The sequence below is a fragment of the Propionivibrio sp. genome (assembly GCF_016790145.1).
In the GTDB taxonomy this organism is placed as follows: Bacteria; Pseudomonadota; Gammaproteobacteria; order Burkholderiales; family Rhodocyclaceae; genus Propionivibrio.
In genome coordinates, this window is record NZ_JAEUOI010000155.1 from 1 (window position 1) to 14,095 (window position 14,095).

Here is a 14,095-nt window from a genome sequence, read left to right on the forward strand (position 1 = left end):
CGCCCTGACGCAGCACATGGCCGTTGATATGGTCGATCTCGCTGCGCTTGCCGCGCGCCAGGTCCTGGGCGGTCGATGAAAGCTGGGCCGGCATTGTGCGCGCGATGCGCTGCACCGCTTCCCACGTATCCCCCGGCACACTCACCCCGGCGCCCTGTGCCACGGCGAGGCACTCGTGCATCACGTCGCGCATCAGCGCCTCGACACCCTCACCCTGCACCAGGCGGCCATAGGGCAGTTGCGTGATCGCCGACAGGGCGTTGTAGGCGCAGTTGAGGATCAGTTTGGCCCACAGCTCGCCCGTCACGTTGTCGGAGACCTGCGCCGGCACCCCGGCTTCGGCAAACAGCCTCGCCAGTTCGTCGCTGGCGGGCGATGGTCCGATCACCAGCTCGCCGCGCCCATGGTGTTTGACATGCCCCGGCCCGGCCATTTCGGTGGCGACATAGACCACCGTCGGGACGACTTCGCGCCCGAGCTGCGCTTGCAGCCGCTCGGCATTGTCCACGCCGTTCTGCAAACTCAGGATGATCGCGTCGGGTTCAAGGTACGGCGCCATCTGCCTGGCGGCGTTCGCGCTGTCGGTTGACTTGACGCAGCAGAGCACGAGCTGTGCCCCCTGTACGCCGCTGGCCTCGGTACTGGCGCGCATCGGCACCTGCATCTGGAAAGATTGTGTATCGAGGAACAGTCCAGCGCGACGAACCGCCTCGACATGCGTCGGCCGCCCGACCAGAAGCACGTCATGGCCTGCACGGGCCAGCATTCCGCCGTAGTAGCAACCGACAGCGCCTGCGCCCATCACTGCAATCTTCATGGGGTTCGCTCCAGTCCTCTTCCCTGATATACGCTCCATACTCTCGTTATCGCTTTGGACAGCGCAAGCTTCGCATTATTCCAAATAGAAAAAAACGATACTCTTTAGCATGGTTAGAGACCAACCTCACCCTCTTCAAAGTAGTCAGAGTCAATGCGCTTTACGATGTATGAGGCAGAAACCGAAACCCCAACATCGAAGTCCATCATGAGGTTTGCTAGAAGTTGCCCGTCAATGAGCACAACTTTTGTATCGATGCGGGAAGCGTAGTCAATTGCCTCTGCTGTGTACGACGAAGTGGTGATGAATACTCCTTTCTTGGCACGCTGGCCTTGCAGCGCACCGACAAACTTTTGAACCTCTGGCCTCCCGACAGACCCTTGCCATCGCTTTGCTTGAATAAAGATGGTGTCCAATCCAAGACGGTCTTCCTTGATGATTCCGTCAATTCCGCCATCACCGCTCTGACCGATTCGTTCGCCTGCGTCGCGGCGTGAGCCACCGTAACCCATCTTGACGAGAAGTTCGACTACGAGTCGTTCGAAGAAGGTTGGGGAGCATGACAAGATACGGGACAGAATATCTTGAGCAAGGCTTAGTCGCAGGCTTTGGTGTGCCAGTTCAAGGGACTCTTCTGGGGTTTGCTCTGTGGCAGGAACAACCGGCACAGGTGCTGTTTCTTTATTGCTTCGTGGTGTATCTCGGAATACGATGAATTCGGGAAAACGCTCAAGAAAGCGAACATCAATTCGATCTGGATTATCGCCGAGTGTATGCTTTCCTCGCGCCGTGATTCGCAATGCGCCTCTGCGTGGCGACTCCAACAGGCAGGCTTTCTTGAGGTAGGAGTTTGCCCAGCCTACGCGATTATTAAAAATTGCTTGTTGGCCACTGGCCAGCAGTTCATTGCGTTCTACCGAAGTCAGTTGAAATTCGTTGGCAAGAACTTCAACAGCCTCTCGGGTTGTGTGATCATTGCCGTCTGAAGCGAAACGAAGTAGCGGCAACATCAGCGATTGATAGTCTGGGATTGGCATAAGTGTCTCGATAGGATTTTGGTCTACTGCTGTAACGATTTGTTAGCCATGGCTAAATTTGCTTAGCAGGAATTGCTCAACAAATCCAATAACGCTACTGACATCCGGCTCGGAAAGTTTGCCCCAATCTGCGTGCATTGCCATATTTCTTATTCTAGGCATCGCGTCAAGCAAAGACTTTTGAGCACCTGCCACAAGACCTGAAGCCTTGAGCGCATTTACTACGTCTTGCATTGTCTTTTCTGTCACGTTGATTTCATTTGCGCTTGCATACCGCTTTAGAGCATCTTCTAGGGCTGCACATGCTAAAACGGCAGCTACGTCTTTGTAGCCTTCAGCTAGTGATTGCCTTGCCAAGCCAACAAAATCACCGAAAACTTCGCCCGAGACGCGAAGATCAACATCGAATACATAACCGCCTTCGAAATCTTCTTTAGCACTCAAAAAGACTGCATTCAGTGTTTTTACTCGTTGTTCGCTTCCTCGACAATTCTCATATGCTTTGACGAAATTTTTGTAGTGCGGAGAATGATCGCCAAAGACAGCAAGAATCAGGTTTTGGGCGCTCGTCGCCCATTTCTCCCATTTGCCATCTTGTACGTACCTTCTTGAATCGTGACTGCTTGTCGTGATGGGAATTGAGCCAAAATCCTTGTCTAATTCTACAAAGCGACGCTTAAAGACATCCTTCATTGTTTGTTCCGATATGGCTACTTTGTTATTGGGAGCAATATTGCTGCATAACTTTGGCGCCTGCCCCCTGACTCGGCGTTGTCGATCTTGCTGAAAGTCTATCTTCCACGGGCTTTGCGGTGCTCAAAACTTGTTTCATACAGCATTGAATATACTTGAAAAGCAGGACAACGTAATATTGCGCATCTTTATACATCTGGAACGACTGTACTACAGCTTTATCGAGAAGTCGTCACCGAGCATTGCTGGCCGTCTGGCGGCAGCCAGAACATTCACCATAAACTTGTAACTCCTGCATCAGCGTTGAACAGCAATAATTCGCTCACGGAATCCGGATGCCATCATTTCATGAAATTTGCGTCTTTGGTCCCTTGCGGCGAGGTTTTGAGCCTGCCTGTGCGAAGGGATGACGATTCCTTGCTACTACCGGAGATTATCCAGCCGAGCGCAAGCCCGGCCCACAGGGATAGCGTCTGCGTTTGCATCAGGTGCAGCATGTCTGCGCGGTCGATGACCAGCGGGCGGATATCTTCCCCCTCGGCCGATACGCCATGGGTCCCGATGACCTTTGAGGAATCGACCAGAGCGCAGAACAGGTGAACGCGCTCGCTCGACAGATGGGGGGCCGTCAGATAAATGCCGATGGGTTCGACGGAAAGCGGCGTCAGCCCGGACTCTTCGCTGATTTCGCGGGCAATGGTTTCCTCCGGCGACTGGCCGTTCTCGATGCGGCCGGCGACAATGTCGAGTAGCCATGGATTGAGGCCGGCGGCATAGGCGCCGACACGAAACTGCTCGACCATGACGACTTTGTCGAGTATCGGGTCGAACAACACGGCGGCGGCAACATCGCCATGTTCAAGTACTTCTCTCTCCAGTGGAGCCGACATGCCGCCGCCGAATAATTCGTGGCTGACGGTCAGCCGCCTCAACCTGAAAAATCCGGAGTATTCCAGGCATTCCTTGAGCACGCTGAGCAGCATTGACGCGCTTCCTTTCTCTACGTGAGGCATCAGAAAATCTAAGAAAATCCAAGGGGGCGGAGAAGCAAAGGAGCGATCAAATTTGCTGGCACGCGGCATCGATCAGATGGCGGGAAATACTCACCGGGTCGGGCAACAGAGGCAGTGCGCTGCGGGAAAACCACTGCGCGGCTTCGATTTCCTGCGGATCGGGGGTGATGGTCCCTCCCGCATAGTCGGCCAGGAATGCCACCATCAGGGAATTTGGAAAGGGCCACGACTGGCTGCGAAAAAAGCGCAGATTGGTGATCTCGATCCCCACTTCTTCGCGCACTTCACGGATTACACATTGCTCCAGGGTTTCGCCGGCTTCAACAAAGCCGGCCAGGGCGCTGAAGACACCGGGCTTGAAATGCGGACTGCGCGCCAGCAACAGTTCGTCACCGCGCAGGATCACGACCATCACCGCCGGTGTAATTCTTGGGAAGGCGAGCAGGCCGCAGGCCGGGCATGACATGGCGAACTCCGCGGATTTCATTTCGGTTGGCGTGCCGCAGCCGCCGCAATAGCGGTGGTTTTTCTGCCAGTCCAGGAGTTGCGTGGCGCGGCCGGCCAGCGCAAAGGCCTCGGCGCCGGCCCGGCCGTACAGGCGCCCTACGGTCATCAGTTCTCCAGAAACATTATCCGGGAGTTGTTCGACTTCGGCCGCGAAGCAAGGCTGTCCTTGCCATTCCCCGATCCGCAGGGCGTCTCTGGGGCTGCCGAAATCGGCAGCCCGTCCGCAAGGGAAAATTTGCTCCGGAGCTTGGTCAATTGCAGTGAGCACTTGATTTCCACAGCGCAGCAGCCAGAAGACTGATTCGTTCACGGTGATTCCAATTTGTTGATTTCCGGCTCTCCGGTCTGTCAGGCAGGATTCTTCATCGTTTTAATTTCGGTATGACAAGTCGACTTCCGCTGGCGTTTGCCGTTCGTAACCGGTTCAGTGCAGTGAGCGCTCATTAGCGGGTACCTGGATTTCGTCGATTCGCTCCCCGATATCGCTTGCAGCGGCCATGACCACCCTGTTACGCCCCCGGCTCTTGGCTTCGTAGAGAGCCTCATCGGCACGTTTCAGAGCCTCGTCCAGCGAACCAGCAGATGCGTCTGCCAACCCCACGCTCAGCGTAATCCGGAGACAGATGCCATCGCTCAGTTCGATGCGGTTTTCGGCGGCGAAATGGCGCAGACGCTCGGCCAGATGTTGCGCTTCGATTGGCGTTGTTTCTGGAAAGACGAAGGCAAATTCCTCGCCGCCGTAACGGCACACCCAATCCGAGTGTCGCAAGGCCTTGGCAAAGAGTGCCGTCATCGATTGCAGTACCACGTCACCGACGGCGTGCCCATAGCTGTCATTGATGCGCTTGAAAAAATCCAGGTCGGCCATCCCCACGCAAATCGGTCGAGCATAGCGGTGGGCGCGCTTGATTTCCTCCTCGGCCAGAGTCATGAAGTGCCGCCGGTTGAACATGCTGGTCAGGCTGTCGGTAGTCGCCAGGAACTCCAGTCGCTGCCGCGCCTGCTCGTTTTCCAGCATGACCTTCTGCAACTGGCCGATGGCCGCCTCGACTTCCCTGATCTCCAGCATGGCCGACGCTTCAACTGGACTCGGCGGCTGACCAAAACGCAGCTCTGAGAGCGTCTGGCTCATCATTTGCAGTGGGCGAATCAGATGGCGATGGATCAGGAACAGAAAACTGCCAACAAAAACCGCGACCAGCGCGAGCACTACCGCCAGTTTGATGTGACTCTGCAACATCGTCGTTGTCATATGGCGTAAATCTTCAGTTTCCAGGTTCACGCCCTCAATCGACAAATCGTCCGCCAGCAAGCTCAGACGATTCGTCAGCGTTACCCATTCGCTATTGTTCTTTTCGGACAGACCTTCGCGTGCGCTGCGTGTGAGAAAGCTCTCGACTTCCCTTGCCAGCGCGGATGCCCGTGCGTCGGCCAGCATTGCAGGATGGCTTGCGATCAGGCTCACGATAAACATGGCCTGTTGTCGCTCTACAGGCGACCTGCCCGAGAGAACGCGCTCTCCTTCAAGGCGAAGTTGTTCGATATTACGTGCCAGGCGAAAGTGTTCGAGCGTGCTAGGGACCGTTTTGTCCTGCAGTCGTTCTGCGCCTTCCAGAACCAGGCGCTGGTCGACAGCCAGCCATAAGACCAGCGCCAGAAAAATGCTGACAAACACGCCGCAAAGTAGCGCGAAGGCCTTCCCGGTCGGCCACCCGAGCCGGTTCAGGCGTTCAAGAATGGACTGATCAGGCATGATCATGAATAATCAAAGGGAAAGTACTGACGCCAGATGCGCTGGTAGCTGCCATCCCGGCGCATTTCGCTGAGCGCGCCATTGACCAGTTTACGCAGGTTTTCGTTGTCTCGCGGGAGTGCAATATGCACCGTTCCACCTAGCCCTTGTTCCACCATTCCAGGGCCAACGAAAGCTAATGGTTGTTCTGCTGTCGGGTCGAGCAGGATATAGGCGTATAAACCAGGGAGCAAGGCAAAATCGGCCTGCTCCTTGAATAGAGCGTCCAGGCAATCGCCAATCGTCGGCCTTCCCAGAATGTTCAATCCTTGCGGCATCGCGATGCTCTGCAAATGCTCAAACTGCCGGGAACCGGATATCGCCACCACGCGGGCCTCGTGCAGAGTCTCCAGTTTGACCTCGGCGCCGGGCGCCAGGACAAAACGTGCAGCCACTTCCGGTTGCGCCAGCAAGCGACTGGAGGAACGCCATAGGGTGTCGCTGAACGCAACCCGTGCCTCGCGTTCCGGTGTACGCAAAAAGCTGCCGAAACCAAGCTGGAATCGACGACTCTCTATTCCGGGAATGATTTCGGAAAACTCAGGATGCGAAAAAATGCATTTTGCACTGAGTCGGCGGCATATTTCGCGCGCCAGGGAAAGGTTGAAATCGGCCAGCAATGTCACCCGAGCCGATTTCAGCGATGAATTTCCAGACGGCATTTGCTGACTCGTGCGGGGAATCGCCACCTGTAACTCCAGCGCGCTGGCATATCCAGTCCACAGCAGGGCGGCGCAGCAAAGAGCGGCTAGATTGTTTGGCATCACTGTAACCGGAAGGGAAGATACTTGCTGTTTAAGCGGTCGAACCGGCCATCCTGCTTGATCTTGTCGAAGGCTTTGTTGATGCTATCGCGCAATTCCGGATTTTTCGGATCGATGGCGTAACATACGTCGCCACTCAACTCGGCTTGGCTCATGACAGTGGTTACCAGGCCAAGCGACTGGATCGATTGATCCTTACGCAAGGTCAGGGAGGTGGTCATCGGAATCAGCACGGCTTCGACTTTTCCATCGACCAGCAGGGCGGGGAGCTCCGAGTGATGCTGAACCGTGGTGATCTTCCAGCTCCGCGCCTGGGCGTAGCGGAACTGTGCGCTACCGGCAACCATGGCGACACGCACAGAGGAAGTGCCCGGCTCAATGCCTGGTTTGGCAAACCAGATACTGGTCGAACGATAGTAGGGTTTTGATAACAGCACTTTGGCCCGACGTTCTGGCGTATCAAGCAAACTTACTGCCGAAAAGTCGAATTTCCCCGTAGCCACCGAATCAATGACGTGCTCAAGTGGCACTACCGTCAACGCGCAGCGGACTTCCATCTCCTCGCACAAGGCCTGTGCCAGGCCCACATTGAATCCGACAAGCTGGCCGACGTCACCGATGTAGGACATTGGTGGAGAGTTGGTCAGAACGGCCACGCGCAGCACACGCTCCGTAGCCTGGGAAATTGTGCATGTCCCAAACGCCAGAAAAAGAAACAACAGCTGACTCCTTAAGCCATGCACCGGGTCGCACTCCCTTGGTTTTCTCCATGGTGGAGTCTAACACCGGTGCAAAGTCGTGGAGCAATCGAACTAATCCGGTTCAGTCCCTGGAAAGCTATATCCGGTAGCCGCAGCATTACCATTCGGGCCAACGGCTTTCTGATTACCAGGATATTCAAGGAACAGGCCTGTCTATTGCGCGACATGGCAGTATTCCCGATTGTCGTCCGGGCAATGCTGGGAATCCCCGTTTCGCGATACCAGACAACAATCTCTCCCAGTAACGGGATGTTACACAATGGCGACAAAGGACAAACAGACGCCAAGGTCGAGGGCAAGATACAGTTTGCCCATCGCATCAACCCCTCCTCTCGAAATCCCCTTTCGAGATTTCAATCCCCGCTACTCACATGGCGGGGATTTTTTTGTCCTCAAACTTACGATTCCTGCGGGCTGAGAAGCGTTGCCCCGAGGTGGCCCACTTTGACGTAAATGAGTGCTCCTTCTTCGCCGGTAAAGGGGGTGTGGCTGCTCCAGCGTGGATTGCGTAGCCAGCTACCTTCCGGGTACTCGCCCGCCTCGTCGCGAAATACTCCCGACAGCACCAGAATTTCTTCGCCCCCAGGATGACTGTGCGTGTTGAAGCGGGTATTCGGCGCCCAGCGAACAAGTGCCGTACTGATGCCCTCGTGTTCATGCAAGGGCATGACGGAGAGACCGGGCACCAGTCCGGGATACCAATCGGCGCGGCGGGTGTCGATGTGCACCCTGGCCCGGTCATCGGCGGCGAACTGCCAGAGTTTGACGAAGAGGGTGCAGCCCTCGCGCGAGGAGGGCGCGTGTGTCGTTCCCGGCGGATTGCGCACGTAGCTGCCCGCCGGATAATCGCCGCTTTCATCGCTCAATACGCCATCGAGGACCAGGATTTCCTCGCCGCCACCGTGGACGTGGGCGCTGTAAGCCGAACCGGGGGCATAGCGGACGATGCTGGTCGAGCGTCCGATCTCGGCGCCGACCCGGTCCAGCATGCGCCGTTCGACGCCGGCTTGTGGCGATTGACGCCAGACCGCATCCGCCGCATGAGCGACGATCCGTTGGTCGAAATCGTCATTGAGGCGGGTAAGCTGCTGAGGCAGGGGTTTCTCGGCAATCATGCGTTCTGCTTTCAATCGGAGGGTGATCGAGTCGATCATGCCCGCAGGTTATTTGACGATTTCCAGAAGTTCAACCTCAAAAACCAGCGTCGAGTCGGGAGGGATCGAACCGGGAACGCCCCGGCTGCCGTAAGCCAGGCCGGGCGGGCAAACCAGTTTTGCCTTGCCGCCAGTCTTCATCGTCTGTACGCCTTCGGTCCAGCACGGGATGACCCGGTTCAATGGAAAGGTGGCCGCTTGCCCGCGACTGTAGGAGCTGTCAAATTCCTTGCCGTTCTCCAGAACGCCACGGTAGTGAACCTTGACGGTTTCGCTGCTCTTCGGGCTGTTGCCCGTACCTTCCTTGAGCGTGGTAATCACGATTCCAGAGGCCGTCTTCTCTACCCTGGGCTCAGCCGCAACGGCTGGAAGGGAAAGTGTGATCAGAATGGCAATGCTTGTCGCGGCGTGTTTCTGCATGGTTGTGTTCCTTGCTGGGGGTTGAAAATCTATCACCGGGTACGGAAACGGGATTGTGCCGCAAATCCGGGGGAAAACCGATCTCACCTGAGTGCTGCGGTTTGCTAAAGTAAGTCTCATAAACAGGAATCAGCTATCATGCCTGCCCAAAGCGCTTGAATTTACTGTTTGTAGTCAAAATGTCCTTGCTGCGCGTTATACATACAGCCGGTCGACCAGACTTCCGACGCACCAGGCCGTTGCCGGGCTTTCGCCAGTTCGCTCTGCGTGGTCTGGTAGAAGGTAACGGTAGTCGATACGGTGCTGCCGTGCGTTGAATTTGTAACGCAGGGTTATAGTGCTCCAGCACCAGGGGAGATCGACGGGAAAACCGCCCTTGAGACAGTGCAAGGCCCGATCTTCCCTGAAATGAACGACCCGGCCGCACGATACATCATTTGCGGACATTGTCCCAGGCAGTCTCCCGGACTTGATTTAACCTTTGAAATTGAACCGCCATGCTTTTAATCGAACTCGTTCTTTTGTTGCTGTTGTGTGCCGTGGCCCTCGGTTGGATCGCCAGACACTTCAAATTTCCTTATCCGATCGCACTGGTCGTTGGCGGGCTGCTGCTTGGCTTGATACCGAAGCTGCCACAGTTTCCCTTCAATCCGCAGCTGATCCTGGTCGTGGTATTGCCCCCAATCCTGTATCAGACCGCGCTGCTGACTTCGTGGAACGACTTCAAGGCCAACATCCGTCCGATCAGCCTGCTGGCGATCGGCCTGGTGATCGTCACTACGCTAACCGTCGGCGCCGTATTCAAACTGCTGGTACCCTCGGTTCCCTGGGCCGCCGCCTTTGTTCTTGGCGCCATCGTTTCTCCGCCCGATGCGGTTGCGGCCACCGCCATCCTTTCCAGGCTCAATATCCCGCGCCGCGTGGTCACGGTGCTGGAAGGGGAAAGTCTGGTGAACGATGCTTCCGGCCTGGTCATCTACAAATTCGCCATCGCCGCGACGCTGACCGGGGTATTCTCGCTGATCGACGCCAGCCTTCAGTTCGCCATGGTGTCGCTCGGCGGCATTGCGCTGGGAATCATTCTCGCCATCATATTCATAGCCATTCACAAACGGCTTGGCGATCCCTTTATTGAGGTGCTGACCTCACTGGTCATACCCTACGTGACCTATATCGCTGCCGAATCCGTGCATGTTTCCGGCGTCCTCGCCGTTGTCGCGGCGGGGCTGTTGCGCGGACGCTATGCCCCGGAGATTGTATCCGCTGAGATGCGTATCATTGCGCGCTCGGTCTGGAATCTTTTTGTCTTCATGCTGAACAGCCTGATTTTCATCCTGATCGGCATCCAGATGTCGGACGTGGTGGAAAAGCTGTCCCGTTTCACGGTGGGCCAACTGTTTGGCCTGGGCGCAGTCATCACTGCAGTAGCGATCATCGTCCGCTTTGCCTGGGTTTATCCTTTTGCCTATCTGCCTCGCTGGCTGAGCGGCAGCCTGCGTAAGGACGAGCCGATGCTGCGCAAGCGCGAGCTGGGCATTGTCAGTTGGTGCGGCATGCGTGGCATTGTTTCGCTGGCCGCCGCGCTGGCTATTCCGGTGACGTTGCCCAATGGATCTCCATTTCCGCAGCGCGAGCTGATCATCTTTCTCTCGTTTTTTGTCATTGCAGCAACGCTGATCGGACAAGGGCTGACCTTGCCCATCCTGATTCGCAGGCTCAAGGTCGGCTCCAAGTGGAACATTCACAGCGAACAACAGCGCGTGCGAGCCGCCATGAGTGAAACGGCAATTGCTGCCATCGACCAGATCATGACCCGCGAAGGTGCGCCCAAGGAGTGGGCCGATCAACTGCGGGCTGAGATTGCCGACCGGATCATGCTTGCTGCCCCGGACGGCCTGGAACGCACCCCGCGTAGCGAACTGGTGACGCGTCTCCGCCAGGCGGTGATTCGGGCGGAACGCAAGGAGCTGATTCGCATGTGGCGCGAGAATGAAATCAGCGACGAGGTGATGCGCCACCTTGAAGAGATTCTGGATTACCAGGAAGCGTACCGCTAGCTATCGACTACCCGCCTGGCGCGAAGCTCGATCCGCTCAGGGAATTACGGATTCTTCGTTTCCGCCGGCGCCGGCTTGCTGCTGTTCGACTGGGTGATGTCGAGTTCCCTGGCCTTGGCCGGAGTGATGATCTCCAGGAGGTTAACCACCTTCTTGACGCCGGAGGTGGTGCGCGCAACGCTGATGGCCGAGTCCGCCTCGGGCTGGGTAACCATTCCCAGCAAAAAAACGACGCCTGCTTCGGTGACGACCTTGACATGCACCGGGTTGAACTTGCCGGAATCGACCATGCGGCCCTTGACCTTGGAGGTGATGTAGGAATCGTTGCTGCGATCCGAGAACGAGCTGACGGGGCCGACCGTCAGTTCGTTGTAGACGCCCTGCACGTTGGTCACCCCGCTGACGATGATTTCGGCTTCGGCCTTGTCTTCGGCCGTGGGAACTTCACCGGTCAGCAGCACCTTGCGGTTGAAGCTCGTGAAGTTGATGTGCACCTTGTCACCGAACTTCTCGCTGACGCGTGCGCTGGATTTCCATTCGATGGTTTCGTCTTCGGTTTGTGTTCCGAGCGAGCGGCGGTCGAAGGCTGACAGCGCTCCCGCCGTGGCTCCTGCGGCAATCACGGGAACGCAACCCTGTAGCAAGGGAAGGGCGATGGCGCCAAGCAGCAGCGCAGCAATGACGTGTTTTTTCATTCTTCAACTCCTAAAAGCAGGCCGTCAATACCATCACACAGGCAGTGGATGGTCAGTAAATGGACTTCCTGAATGCGTGCCGTACGCTCCGAGGGTACGCAAATGTGGACATCGCTGTCGAGCAACAGCTCGGCGATCTCGCCACCGCCTTTGCCGGTCAGTGCCACGACGCGCAGATCGTTGTCGTGCGCCGCGTGAATGGCCTCGATGACATTGGCCGACTTGCCCGAGGTCGAGATGGCCAGCAACACGTCGCCCGGTTGGCCGAGCGCACGCACCTGCTTGTCAAAAATGGCCGTGAAGCCGTAATCGTTGGCTATCGCGGTCATGATCGAAGTGTCGGTGCTCAGCGCAATCGCCGCCAGACCCTGACGCTCCATCTCGAAGCGTCCAACCAGTTCGGCAGCAAAGTGCTGCGCATCGGCGGCCGAGCCGCCATTGCCACAGGCGAGAATCTTGCCATTGCCGAGCAGACACCCGACCATGGCCTCGACGGCCTCGGCAATCCGTGGGGCAAGCATTGCGCAGGCATCAAGTTTGGTCTGTGCACTGTCCTGGAAGTGCTGGCCGATGCGCGAAATCAGATTCATGGGTTTTGTAGTCGGGAACGTAAATAGGCGCTTAGTCTAACATCACAGGATCAGGTAGACCTCAAACTCGACTCGCTGCCAGGGATTCGGGTCCTTGCGCAATTTTGAAACGCGCGCTTCCAGTTTCTCGCCCGCATCAAGCGCGCGCGCCACGGCGCGGTTCTCGGCGCGTGGCACGTAGCCCAGTTGCTGGCCGTTCCAGTCGACACGCACCGCATTGCTGTCATGGCGGTTGTCCGGCTCGCGGGTCAGCGTCAGGCGGTCACCCGGCCGGATTTCGTCCCACACCCTGGCGACGGCATAGAACTGGCTGCCGGCCAGCGGCGAACTCTGCACCAGGATTTTTACCGATTCGGCCTGGGCCGGCGGCAAGGCGATCAGACTGGTGCATAGCAGGCAAATTCGCAGGCTAATTTGCAGCAAACGCATCGCTAATCCATTCGATGTTTTTTTCAGTGCTTGCATCAAGCAGGATGCAGTCAAAGCGGCAGTCCGGGTCGGCAGTTGCGTGAGCTGCCAGATAATGTTGTGCGGCAAGAATGATTCGCCGCTGCTTGCTCGCGGTGATGCTTGCGCCTGCGCCGCCATAGCCCGCGTTGCGGCGCAGGCGCACCTCGACAAAAACGAGCACTTTTCCATCGCGGCAAACGAGGTCGATTTCGCCACCGCGACAGCGAAAGTTGCGTGTCACGACGGACAGTCCGCGCTTTTCAAGAAAACGTGCCGCCAGCTCCTCGGCAAGTTTGCCGGCGCTGCTCGTGGTATCGTTGTCGTTCATCGTTTTCGTGACCGCCATGACGCAAGAATCTCCCGCATTATATGTAGTACCGACGCCGCTCGGAAACCTTGGCGACATGACGCAGCGTGCCATCGAGATTTTGCGCCAGGTGCCGTGGGTTGCCGTAGAGGATACGCGCCATAGCGCACCGCTGCTCAGGCATTACGGCTGCACCGCCCGCATGCTGGCCGCGCACGAGCACAACGAGGAGGCGGCAGCGCAGCAGGTGATCGCACGCCTGGCCGAGGGTGAGTCGGTGGCACTGGTTTCCGATGCCGGAACACCGGCCGTTTCCGACCCCGGAGCGCGGCTGGTGGCGCGGGTACGGACGGCCGGTTTTCGTGTCGTTCCATTGCCCGGGCCATGCGCTGCCGTGACCGCACTCTCGGCCTCCGGGCTGGCCGAGGCGCATTTCCTGTTCTACGGATTTCTGCCGGCCAGGGCCAGGCAGCGCGAAGACGCACTGCGCGGGCTGACGGCTTTGCCCTACGCGCTGGTCTTTTACGAAGCGCCGCATCGTATCCTGGATACGGTCGCGGCGCTGGCGGAAGTATTCGGGTCCGAGCGCACGCTGGTCATCGCTCGCGAGCTGAGCAAGCTGTTCGAGACGATCCACAGTTGCCCGCTCGCTGAGGCGCATGACTGGCTGATGGCGGATGCCAACCGTCAGCGCGGAGAGTTCGTACTTCTCGTTTCCGGCGCGCCTGAGGCCGCTGACGATGGCGAGGGTGAGCGGGTTCTCGGCCTGTTGCTCGACGAAGGCTTGCCGGTCAGGCAGGCGGCGAAACTGGCGCATTCGATCACCGGAGCCGGAAAGAATGCAATGTATGAACTGGCATTGACAATCAGGAAGAACGTGTAGGTCGGGTTGGCGCTGCGTCCCCCAAGCAACTGTGTTCCAAGTCAAGCATTTTGGGGACTCCACGGCGTATTATTTTTGAGTATCGTGTTCATGATTGTGAGCAGCTTTCGCATACAGGCGACGATAATGACCTTGCCGGGTTTGCCGGCCTGTTT

17 protein-coding genes and 1 pseudogene are annotated in these 14,095 nt (G+C 57.4%); 2 read left to right on the forward strand and 16 right to left on the reverse strand.

Annotated elements, in window-relative coordinates; genetic code table 11:
• From JNM42_RS12585 to JNM42_RS12635, 11 genes are all read right to left on the reverse strand, one after another.
• Window positions 1–802: 2-dehydropantoate 2-reductase (locus JNM42_RS12585; RefSeq protein ID WP_294270334.1), on the reverse strand; the 802-nt coding region annotated here is incomplete at its 3' end.
• Between the two features lie 128 nt (window positions 803–930).
• Entirely contained in the window at window positions 931–1,854 is a 924-nt protein-coding gene (locus tag JNM42_RS12590) for a restriction endonuclease (protein WP_294270337.1), read from the reverse strand.
• A 42-nt stretch (window positions 1,855–1,896) separates the two neighbouring features.
• Complete coding sequence (locus JNM42_RS12595) at window positions 1,897–2,547, reverse strand: DUF4145 domain-containing protein (protein WP_294270340.1); 651 nt, start codon at window positions 2,545–2,547, stop codon at window positions 1,897–1,899.
• 341 nt (window positions 2,548–2,888) lie between these two features.
• Window positions 2,889–3,530: an NUDIX domain-containing protein gene (locus JNM42_RS12600; RefSeq protein WP_294270343.1), complete on the reverse strand. Its 642-nt coding sequence runs from the start codon at window positions 3,528–3,530 to the stop codon at window positions 2,889–2,891.
• Between the two features lie 76 nt (window positions 3,531–3,606).
• A complete protein-coding gene (nudC, locus tag JNM42_RS12605) occupies window positions 3,607–4,377 on the reverse strand; it encodes an NAD(+) diphosphatase (RefSeq protein ID WP_294270346.1) in 771 nt (256 codons plus the stop codon).
• A gap of 114 nt (window positions 4,378–4,491) precedes the next feature.
• Window positions 4,492–5,826: a GGDEF domain-containing protein gene (locus JNM42_RS12610; protein ID WP_294270349.1), complete on the reverse strand. Its 1,335-nt coding sequence runs from the start codon at window positions 5,824–5,826 to the stop codon at window positions 4,492–4,494.
• Window positions 5,823–6,623, reverse strand: a complete 801-nt coding sequence (locus JNM42_RS12615) for a transporter substrate-binding domain-containing protein (RefSeq protein ID WP_294270352.1) — start codon at window positions 6,621–6,623, stop codon at window positions 5,823–5,825. The genes JNM42_RS12610 and JNM42_RS12615 overlap by 4 nt, the downstream gene beginning before the upstream one ends.
• Window positions 6,623–7,342: a transporter substrate-binding domain-containing protein gene (locus tag JNM42_RS12620; RefSeq protein WP_294270356.1), complete on the reverse strand. Its 720-nt coding sequence runs from the start codon at window positions 7,340–7,342 to the stop codon at window positions 6,623–6,625. Before JNM42_RS12620 ends, JNM42_RS12615 begins: the two co-directional genes overlap by 1 nt.
• Window positions 7,343–7,782: 440 nt before the next feature.
• Window positions 7,783–8,499 carry a cupin domain-containing protein gene (locus JNM42_RS12625; protein ID WP_294270359.1) on the reverse strand — a complete coding sequence of 239 codons (717 nt, stop codon included), beginning with the start codon at window positions 8,497–8,499 and terminating at the stop codon, window positions 7,783–7,785.
• Between the two features lie 48 nt (window positions 8,500–8,547).
• Window positions 8,548–8,958: an FKBP-type peptidyl-prolyl cis-trans isomerase gene (locus tag JNM42_RS12630; RefSeq protein ID WP_294270362.1), complete on the reverse strand. Its 411-nt coding sequence runs from the start codon at window positions 8,956–8,958 to the stop codon at window positions 8,548–8,550.
• 195 nt (window positions 8,959–9,153) lie between these two features.
• Window positions 9,154–9,405 (reverse strand): hypothetical protein, encoded by a 252-nt coding sequence (locus JNM42_RS12635; RefSeq protein WP_294270365.1) that lies wholly within the window; start codon window positions 9,403–9,405, stop codon window positions 9,154–9,156.
• Window positions 9,406–9,455: 50 nt separating this feature from the next.
• Between JNM42_RS12635 and JNM42_RS12640 the strand changes: the two genes are divergently transcribed.
• Window positions 9,456–11,015: a Na+/H+ antiporter gene (locus JNM42_RS12640; protein WP_294270368.1), complete on the forward strand. Its 1,560-nt coding sequence runs from the start codon at window positions 9,456–9,458 to the stop codon at window positions 11,013–11,015.
• Window positions 11,016–11,059: 44 nt separating this feature from the next.
• Here JNM42_RS12640 and JNM42_RS12645 read toward each other — a convergent pair whose 3' ends face one another.
• The 4 genes from JNM42_RS12645 to JNM42_RS12660 are packed head-to-tail and all read right to left on the reverse strand — an operon-like array spanning window position 11,060 to window position 13,096.
• On the reverse strand, window positions 11,060–11,710 hold the full coding sequence (locus JNM42_RS12645; protein WP_294270371.1) for a BON domain-containing protein: 651 nt from the start codon (window positions 11,708–11,710) through the stop codon (window positions 11,060–11,062).
• Window positions 11,707–12,300, reverse strand: a complete 594-nt coding sequence (locus JNM42_RS12650; protein ID WP_294270374.1) for a phosphoheptose isomerase — start codon at window positions 12,298–12,300, stop codon at window positions 11,707–11,709. The genes JNM42_RS12645 and JNM42_RS12650 overlap by 4 nt, the downstream gene beginning before the upstream one ends.
• A 42-nt stretch (window positions 12,301–12,342) precedes the next feature.
• Complete coding sequence (locus JNM42_RS12655; RefSeq protein ID WP_294270377.1) at window positions 12,343–12,729, reverse strand: HIRAN domain-containing protein; 387 nt, start codon at window positions 12,727–12,729, stop codon at window positions 12,343–12,345.
• Window positions 12,710–13,096, reverse strand: coding sequence for a YraN family protein (locus JNM42_RS12660; RefSeq protein WP_294270380.1), 387 nt, complete (start codon window positions 13,094–13,096; stop codon window positions 12,710–12,712). The genes JNM42_RS12655 and JNM42_RS12660 overlap by 20 nt, the downstream gene beginning before the upstream one ends.
• On the opposite strand from JNM42_RS12660, the gene rsmI reads away from it, so the two are divergent.
• Window positions 13,095–13,940, forward strand: a complete 846-nt coding sequence (rsmI, locus tag JNM42_RS12665; protein ID WP_294270385.1) for a 16S rRNA (cytidine(1402)-2'-O)-methyltransferase — start codon at window positions 13,095–13,097, stop codon at window positions 13,938–13,940. The genes JNM42_RS12660 and rsmI overlap by 2 nt on opposite strands.
• A gap of 41 nt (window positions 13,941–13,981) precedes the next feature.
• Here rsmI and JNM42_RS12670 read toward each other — a convergent pair.
• Window positions 13,982–14,095 (reverse strand): annotated as a pseudogene (locus tag JNM42_RS12670) (IS110 family transposase); the annotation flags it as partial.